Source organism: Brevibacillus sp. SYP-B805 (assembly GCF_011059135.1).
Taxonomy (GTDB): domain Bacteria; phylum Bacillota; class Bacilli; order Brevibacillales; family Brevibacillaceae; genus Brevibacillus_F.
On sequence record NZ_JAALGD010000033.1, the window covers coordinates 1 to 646 of the forward strand.

The 646-nt window shown below is 57.4% G+C and carries 1 rRNA gene; it reads left to right on the forward strand.

Annotated features, from left to right (window positions below):
• A 23S ribosomal RNA gene (locus tag G3578_RS20650) occupies positions 1-646 on the forward strand; the annotation flags it as partial.

The following is a 646-nucleotide window of genomic DNA, read 5'->3' on the forward strand; positions in this document are numbered from 1 at the left end:
GAAGCCGTACCGGAAGGAGCGGTGGAGCGCTTGGAAGTGAGAATGCCGGTGTAAGTAGCGAAAAGACAAGTGAGAATCTTGTCCACCGAAAGCCTAAGGGTTCCTGGGGAAGGCTCGTCCTCCCAGGGTTAGTCGGGACCTAAGCTGAGGCCGAAAGGCGTAGGCGATGGACAACAGGTTGATATTCCTGTACCACCACGATGGCGTTTGAGCAATGGCGGGACGCAGGAGGATAGGGCGAGCGGCCTGCTGGATGGCCGTCCAAGCAGCAAGCCTGGTGTATAGGCAAATCCGTACACCATAAGGGCAAGCTGTGATGGCGAGGGAAATACAAGTACCGAAGTCCCTGATTTCACACTGCCAAGAAAAGCGTCTAGCGAGTCATCGGGTGCCCGTACCGCAAACCGACACAGGTAGGCGAGGAGAGAATCCTAAGGTGCGCGGGAGAACTCTTGCTAAGGAACTCGGCAAAATGGCCCCGTAACTTCGGGAGAAGGGGCGCCCCGGTAGGGTTCATAGCCCGAGGGGGCCGCAGTGAAAAGGCCCAAGCGACTGTTTAGCAAAAACACAGGTCTCTGCGAAGCCGCAAGGCGAAGTATAGGGGCTGACGCCTGCCCGGTGCTGGAAGGTTAAGGGGATGGGTTAG